10 protein-coding genes are annotated in these 7973 nt (G+C 41.1%); all 10 read right to left on the minus strand.

What is annotated here, in order from left to right; genetic code table 11:
• Positions 1–62 precede the first annotated feature (62 nt).
• Positions 63–461, minus strand: coding sequence for a hypothetical protein (locus L1D51_RS19475; protein WP_239964562.1), 399 nt, complete (start codon positions 459–461; stop codon positions 63–65).
• A gap of 119 nt (positions 462–580) precedes the next feature.
• Positions 581–1150 (minus strand): hypothetical protein, encoded by a 570-nt coding sequence (locus tag L1D51_RS19480; protein WP_239964563.1) that lies wholly within the window; start codon positions 1148–1150, stop codon positions 581–583.
• 120 nt (positions 1151–1270) lie between these two features.
• Positions 1271–1615: a 4a-hydroxytetrahydrobiopterin dehydratase gene (locus L1D51_RS19485; RefSeq protein ID WP_036969771.1), complete on the minus strand. Its 345-nt coding sequence runs from the start codon at positions 1613–1615 to the stop codon at positions 1271–1273.
• A 9-nt stretch (positions 1616–1624) separates the two neighbouring features.
• Entirely contained in the window at positions 1625–2422 is a 798-nt protein-coding gene (gene phhA, locus L1D51_RS19490) for a phenylalanine 4-monooxygenase (protein ID WP_054553132.1), read from the minus strand.
• A gap of 226 nt (positions 2423–2648) precedes the next feature.
• The gene (gene megL, locus L1D51_RS19495; protein ID WP_055199288.1) at positions 2649–3830 is read right to left on the minus strand and encodes a methionine gamma-lyase; all 1182 of its coding nucleotides are present in this window, start codon (positions 3828–3830) and stop codon (positions 2649–2651) included.
• A gap of 134 nt (positions 3831–3964) precedes the next feature.
• Positions 3965–4999 (minus strand): TIGR01620 family protein, encoded by a 1035-nt coding sequence (locus L1D51_RS19500; protein ID WP_054562061.1) that lies wholly within the window; start codon positions 4997–4999, stop codon positions 3965–3967.
• Complete coding sequence (locus L1D51_RS19505) at positions 4996–6408, minus strand: YcjX family GTP-binding protein (RefSeq protein WP_239964564.1); 1413 nt, start codon at positions 6406–6408, stop codon at positions 4996–4998. Before L1D51_RS19505 ends, L1D51_RS19500 begins: the two co-directional genes overlap by 4 nt.
• A 62-nt stretch (positions 6409–6470) precedes the next feature.
• On the minus strand, positions 6471–6872 hold the full coding sequence (pspC, locus tag L1D51_RS19510) for an envelope stress response membrane protein PspC (RefSeq protein ID WP_054562063.1): 402 nt from the start codon (positions 6870–6872) through the stop codon (positions 6471–6473).
• Positions 6869–7102, minus strand: coding sequence for an envelope stress response membrane protein PspB (gene pspB, locus L1D51_RS19515; protein WP_036969793.1), 234 nt, complete (start codon positions 7100–7102; stop codon positions 6869–6871). Before pspB ends, pspC begins: the two co-directional genes overlap by 4 nt.
• 57 nt (positions 7103–7159) lie before the next feature.
• Entirely contained in the window at positions 7160–7822 is a 663-nt protein-coding gene (gene pspA / locus L1D51_RS19520) for a phage shock protein PspA (protein WP_054562064.1), read from the minus strand.
• Positions 7823–7973 lie beyond the last annotated feature (151 nt).

The following is a 7973-nucleotide window of genomic DNA, read 5'->3' on the forward strand; positions in this document are numbered from 1 at the left end:
TCTTTATTCCACCTTTAAATTAAGCTCTTAATTTTTTTGACTTTTTAGAAGAAAAAACAAGTTCAGGGCCCTTTGGCTTCCTTGCTATCCAGAGTACCTACCTTAATTCCGATGACAGTACCAACAATCGCAAAGGCTATACTCAAAGGCACTTCTACAAACCATAAAGGTGGGATAAATAACATTTGTAATAGTATCGATACCATTACTGTTCCCACTATAAAGCTCAGTAAATATACACTTAGGGCATAATTCCAAGCTTTTACAACATTGCGCTTAGCCATAACGGTATAAATAGCTGCGCTCAATAAATAAGATGGTAATAACTGGTATGTAAAATATTTGCCGAATGAGAGTGAAGCTAAGTTATCACTACCAATTATTAGAGTGATAAAGGTACTTAATACGGTATTCAAAACCAGCATGACTAAAGTGTATTTTACTATCCTTAAACTATTCAATTTGTCTCCATGTGCTATGTCACAATTATGATTTAGAAATGACTGATAGTGGCTTCTGCAGAGCATGTATTCAGAAAGCCACTTATAATCGCAGCCTCCTCTCACAAAGCCAACACCTCTCACTGCAAACAGCCAAACCCTTTTAATGAAATTTCTTGAGTATTCGAGCCGCTTTGGTTTTTATGTTGAATGATCAAACGTGAATCTTGGCTAGTAAAGGTAAAGGTTCCGAGCCAAGGTAGCTGGGCTATGGGTTGCATGTGGTAAAAACCATTGGCATCAAAGCATATAAATGAGAACTCATGATGTACCGGGGCAAATACGCCATAATCAGCGGTAAATACAGCAATGTTGTCTTGCAGTATAAAGTGTTTCGCTTGCGTGCCCGCTACTAAATACCAAAAGCATATTGCTGTCATTATCACCACTTGTAAGCCGCCAAGTAAAAAGACTGAAAATTTAAGAATACGGGTCGATTTACTGGCTTCCATATAAAGGCGCTTTGCTTTGAGTAATAACCAAAGCCCAATGGCAACCATAGTGAGCTTTACAATCATCAGTGCTACGCCTATTTGATACATCAGCTTAGGGCTGTGCCATTGAATGCCAAATGTTTGCGGGATAAACAAGCTATCAATTAAGGGCAGTAAAATGAGTAGGAATGGCAGAATAAGCGCTTTGTTTTTCATTATTTACTTTTCTAGTGTTCTCGCAAAGATAAGAGTTCAATGTTAATTCTTGGACTCTAAAAAAGCAAAAAGGCGCAACCTGAGGTTACGCCTTTTATCGTTCTGGGCAGAACTTAAAATTTACAGTGCAGCGAATACATCGTCTGTTTTAGCAGCACAGATAAAATCATTTTTGTGTAACCCTTTGATAGAGTGGCTCCACCAAGTAACAGTTACTTTGCCCCACTCGGTTAACAGACCTGGGTGGTGACCTTCTTCTTCAGCCATATCGCCCACTTTATTAGTGAACTCAAGTGCTTGTTTGAAGTTTTTAAACTTGTAAACACGCTCTAATTGCATAATGCCGTCGCGCACTTCAGGAACCCAGTCTGGGATCATTTTGATCAATTCTGCTAATTCAGCATCAGATACTTTAGGCGCATCCGCACGACACGCTTCACACTTTTGTGTGCTTAATGAAGACATTATAAATCCTTAACTTGCTAATTTTTCTTTAGGAGGAAACTTTGGCTCATGTAGCCCTAATTCTTTTGCTTTACTCACCAGCGACATGATATCCATTTGTGAAATATCAAATAAGTCATTGATTGAGTTAATGGTGTAGTACACAGGCTGCATAATATCAATACGATAAGGTGTACGTAATACATCAAGCACATTCATCGCATTGATTTCTGGCTTATCTGAATACACATACTGTGTTTCGCCTGGGCTTGATAAAATGCCACCACCATAAATACGCAGACCTTGTTCAGTTTGCATTAAACCAAACTCAACGGTAAACCAGTAAAGACGTGCTAAATAAACACGATCTTTCTTTTCAGCGGCATAACCTAACTGACCATATTTGTGTGTAAACTCAGCAAATGCTGGGTTGGTAAGCATCGCACAATGACCAAAAATCTCGTGGAAGATATCTGGCTCTTGTAAGTAGTCAAACTCTTCACGGCTGCGAATAAAAGTCGCTACTGGGAACTGCTTGTTTGCTAATAATCGAAAGAACTCATCAAAATCGATCAGTGCCGGAACAGGCGCAACTTGCCAGCCCGTTGTTTCGAGTAACACTTCGTTGAGTTCACTAAGTTGTGGAATACGATCTGTTGGTAAATTAATTTTCTTAAGACCTGCTAAATATTCATCACAGGCTTTACCTTCTATGCAAGCGAGTTGGCGAGCAACTAGCTCAGACCATATTTTATTTTCTTCTTCGCTCCAATGGATAACCCCATTTTCATCAGGTTGCTTGGAGGTGTAATTACTTGCTTTAGCCATAATAACCTTCTTCGTTAAATCTTGATCAGCATTGATCAGAATCTCATTAACTTGTTAAGCCGATACTATGTAAAAGTAAGCGAAATTTTAATAGTTAAGGCTGTTTCTAAGGTTTGCAGAAACAGCCCCAACGTAAAGTTAAGGTTACACAAAAAGATCTAAAAGTTTACACACCACATTTTTAAAGGGCTAAAAGCAAACACAACCGTAAACTTTAAATTACAACCTAACCAATGAATGTAAATGCAGTTTTAAGATCGTTAATAATATCGTTAACATCCTCAAGACCAACTGATAATCGAATTAGACCATCACTGATCCCAGCAGCTGCTCTTTCTTCGGGTGTATAAGGCGAATGTGTCATCGATGCAGGATGTTGAATGAGGGTTTCAGCATCCCCTAAACTCACAGCAAGGGTACAAAGTTGGGTGTTATTTATAAATGTTTCGCCATCTTCAAGGCTGCCTTTTATTTCAAAGGCAATAACACCACCAGCGGCTTTCATCTGTGAGCCAATAAATTGATGACCCGGATGTGATTTAAGCCCAGGGTAATAAACTTGGCTAACTAACGGGTGTTGCTCTAAATATTCAGCAACCACTTGGGCACTTGCACAGTGGCGCTCCATGCGTACAGCAAGGGTTTTTAAACCACGATTAATTAACCATGCATCATGAGGACTAATCGTTGCACCAATATCTTTTAGCACCGTCATTTTGATTAGGTTGATATGCTCCTCTGTGCCACACACAAGCCCTGCTACCACATCACCATGGCCATTTAGGTATTTAGTTGCGCTGTGTACCACAATATCAATACCAAACGAGGTCGGTTGCTGTAGCAAAGGCGTTAAGAAGGTATTGTCGATAACGCTTATCAGCTGATGCTGCTTGGCAACATCGGCAATTAAACTTAAATCAAGCACTGCCATGGTCGGATTAATTGGCGTTTCTGCAAAAATCATTTTTGAATTGGCTTTAACCGCGCCGCGAAGTTCAGCTTCATTGGTCATATCAACAAAAGTAACTTCGATACCAAAGCGCGGCAACATGTGAGCAAAAAATGCAAAGGTACAACCGTATAACGCGCTTGATGCGACTAGGTGGTCACCGTGTTGTAAAAAGCTAAGCACAGACGCAGACACCGCCCCCATACCCGTTGCTGTGGCAGCCGCTGCTTCACAGTTTTCTAACTGAGCCACTTTTTGTTCTAGCTCTTGGGTTGTCGGATTACCTAAACGGGTATAAATAAAGCCCTGCTCTTCACCAGCAAATCGGGCTGCACCTTGGGCTGCATTAGCAAAAGAGAAGGTAGAGGTTTGGTAAAGTGGCGCACTCAGTGCGCCATGTGGATCATTTGGTTTTTCTGGACCATGAATACATTGTGTATGTAAGTGATGCTTAGTCATTGTGTGTTCTCGTTTTTATTATCAGTACTTCATACTCATAAATAAAACGTAGATACCCACAATGCACAAGCATGCCGGATGCTCAGATGGCTAAATATCACTCAGCTGTTTTTATTAACTGTACACAAAAGTTGTCATTTTGTATTTTCGGTCTCTTTGTCACTCGTACGTGAGGCAATTTTACGGGCAATACTATTGGCGGTTTCTTTTAACAAGCTGCGCTTATGCTCTAAGCGAGGTAATGGGCGACTAAGCTCCATCGCTTTATACCCTATACGCGCGGTAAAAATACCTGCACTTAGCCCTTGCGCTGCTCGGCCCGACAATTTCCCCAGTAATTCAGCGCTTAGTGCCGTTGCTGCTAAATCTGAAACTAACTCTGCACTACCAACAAACAATACTTGTTTCACTAATAAGCGATACAATTTAATACGGCTTGCATAACCAAAACCAATACCGTAAATACGGCCAATTTGCTCAATGAGCTTAGTGCCACGCCATAGCACCGCCATCATATCAACTAAAGCCAGTGGGCTTAGCGCAACCAATAAGCCAGACTCAGTGGCAAAACGGTTAATCAGTTTTTTCGCTTGCTGATCTTGGCTTACCAATAAACTATCGGCGTATAAGGTCATGATTTCTTTATCGGTATGGTGACTTGCTATTTGTTGCTTAAACTCTTCAAACCCAGTAAGCGTTTGATGTTTATTAAGCTTTTCAAGCCACGGTAATGCTTCACCTACTTGCTCGCTATTGAGTAAGCGGTCGGCCTCGGTACGATGCAATTGATTGCGCTTTAAACTTCTTAGCATGCGGTACTCGCGCCAAATAACACGGGCAATCAGCAGCACACCACTGAGAACAGCCGTTAAATACACCGAACCTAAAATAATTGATTGCTGAAACGTCACAAACAATGACAGCGCAAACTCAAGTAACACTAACGCTAAAAAGCTAACAACAAACACCCCTTTTAGGGTTTGCCATTTCGACTTTTTATACACAGGCTCAAGCTCAATGCTATCTTGCTGATCTTCTTCAGTGTCGATAAATTCGGCGTTTTCTATCACTTTAGCAACAGTTAACTCCTCTGTAGGAGCTTCGTTACTTGCAGAGCTTGAAATACGGCGACCTGCCTGAAAGTTCATCTCCTTTGGTTGCTCACTCATGTTAGTTTATCTCCTATCAGGTACTGCATGACATGATCTAAACGAATATGCTTTAACCGTTTATCAGGGCATGGCAGTGGCGAAAACGATAAGAACTCAAAGCCCTGTTTTGGCCACTCTTGTTTGTTGAGAAGGCGTGACGGTGGCTGCGGTGGTAAATACGTTAGCCATTCTTGCTCGCCTAAAGGCTTGCCATAAATACAAGCTAACTGTTGGCCTTTCTCAGCCACTTGGCGCGGCTCTGTAGCGCAGATAGATGACATTGCCATGGTTTCGATTTGCACGCCTTCGAACTTTAAATGATTCGTTTGGTCATGCACGATTGAATCAAGCAATAGCGCTAAGTCTTTATGATATTGCGCACTAATATGATCTGACTTATTGGCCGCAAACAATAGCTTGTCGATGTTTGGTTTAAACAAACGTTTAAAGAAGCTTGCTTCACCATAATTAAAGTGCGCCAACAATTGGTTAATAACACGGCTTTGCTCATGCAAGGTTTCGCTGCCTTCATTCAAGGCACTGAGCACATCCACCAGCACAATTTGTCGGTCAAAATGACGAAAATGCTGCTCGTAAAAAGGCTTTACAACCTCTTTTACATAGGCTTTATAGCGCTTTTTAAGATGCGCTAAATTCGACCCTTCGGTTATGTCGTCTGGCACATTCGCAACCGGGAAAAACTGCAGTAGCGGCGCTCCTTTAAGCTCGCCTGGCATCAGCATGCGACCTGGTTGCAGCATGGCAAGCTTGGTGTCTTTTTTAAGGCCCACTAATAACTGCTGATAAAGCGCAGCGACATCAGCAAGTTTGCTCTCATCAACACTGGCTGATAGATCAAGTTCAGCAAGGGCTGTTAAAAATGGCTTCGCTTTTTCGTTGCGTGCTGTTTGCTGCAAGAGTGAGTATTGTGACTCACACCAATCAGCAAATGATTGCTCTAGCATTGGCAAATCAAGTAGCCATTCACCTGGGTAATCAATAATGTCTAAATAGAGCGTTGATTGCGGTGCAAAGTGACCGCGTAGCCCCGAGTTACTTTGGTACTTAATTGCCAAACGTAGTGTATTTATACGCTCGGTAGAGGCAGGCCATGCAGGCTCACCTTCAACAGGTAATAACGCTGATAATGCATTTGTGTATTCAAATGTCGGTATTGTCAGTGCTTGCTGCGGCACTATTTTTGTGGCGATATGACGCTTTTCGCGCATCACATCAAAAAAAGGTAAGTTTTTTTCGTCAGCTTGACTGGTTAAATGTTTAACCAAGGCGGTAATAAAAGCGGTTTTGCCGCTGCCACTTAAGCCTGTGACGGCTAATTTCACGTGTTGATCTAAACTACGGTGAAGGGCTTTTTCCGCTTTATTTTTTAACGAATTAAAGGTGTTCTTTGCAAATGATTGGCTCATAAAGTGTCTAGCACCTTATTTGCGCTGGGTATCACGATGCAAACAAGGTGCGTATATATCCTTTAAAGTTTGTTGATTTCACGGCTAACCGTAAATTCTGTTGATGTGACATAGCGTTCCATCTCTTGTAAACGACCATCAACTCGAGCAAGACGATCTTTTAAGTCTTGCAATGCACGGCGAGGTGGTTCCCCTTTTTGCCATACTTTAAATTTTACTTCAAGCGGGTCTTGGTGAATGCTGTCTGTGCTTTTCTCTGTTTTTTCTGCTGGTTTTTTATCTAAAATAAACCAAGCAGCAATGTAAGCAACAACAATAAATGGACCACCTGATAATAGCACTGCTGTCACGACTAAAATACGTACTAGCCAAAGCTCCATGTTAAAGTAATCGCTGATACCTGCGCACACACCTGCTATTTTGCCACGCTCTGCGTCTCTAAATAATTCGCGTTTGGTACTCATACTTTACGTCTCCACTGCGGAGCCTCTTGGTCAAGTAAGGCTTCTAATGTTTCAACACGCTCTGCCATTTTATCTGCTTTTTGTGCAAGCTCTAATAATTGGCGGTGCTCGTGTTCACTTAAACCTTGGCTCACTTGTTTTTTACTACGGTAATGTAAAATTAGCCAAAGTGGGGCAACAACCACCATAAAAACAATAATCGGTGCCATCAAAACTTCTGCGTCGAACATGGTACTCTCCTGTCAATCCGTTATGTGTTTAAGCATTGGGGGACATGCCCCCATTTATTATTTTTTATCTGCTAGTTTTTTCTTAAGCTCAGCTAGCTCATCATCAATCTTTTCATCTTGCTGAAGACCAGCAATTTCGTCAGCTAATGATTTTTTACCAAGATCATAAGACTCTATTTGTGATTCTAGACCATCGATCTTAGTTTCGTAACGTTCGAAGCGGTTTAAAGCGTCTTCAACTTTAGAGCTGTCGAGTGCTTTTTTAACTTCAAGACGTGACTCAGCAGAGCGTTGACGTAAGATGATTGCTTTTTGACGCGCTTTTGCATCAGCTAGTTTCTCTTGTAACGTGCTGACTTCTTGCTGTAGTTTCTCGATGTGAGACTCTACATGCTCAAGCTCAGTTTCAACCGCTGCGACTGCATCTGCTGACTTTTGCTTTTCAATCAGTGCTGCACGTGCTAAATCATCACGGTCTTTATTTAGTGCTAATTCAGCTTTTTCTTGCCAGTCTGCAACTTGAACTTTTAAAGTTTCAACGCGACGTACTAGCTCTTTTTTCTCAGCAAGTGTTTTTGCTGATGTAGAGCGAACTTCTACTAATGTATCTTCCATCTCTTGGATGATCAGGCGAACCATTTTTTCTGGGTCTTCTGCTTTATCTAAGATGGCATTGATATTAGAATTAACGATGTCTGCAAAACGTGAAAAAATTCCCATAACATTTACCTCTTTGGTGTTTTAACTTAATCAGTTGGTATAACTAGTATCAATATGCTTGCCAACTTTTATAAACTTAGAATAACTTAATATATTCAAACAGTTAAACTAAATTTATAAATTTCTTTAGTTCTTATAGATAATGAAATAC

It is taken from the genome of Pseudoalteromonas shioyasakiensis, from assembly GCF_022398475.1.
Classification (GTDB): Bacteria; Pseudomonadota; Gammaproteobacteria; order Enterobacterales; family Alteromonadaceae; genus Pseudoalteromonas.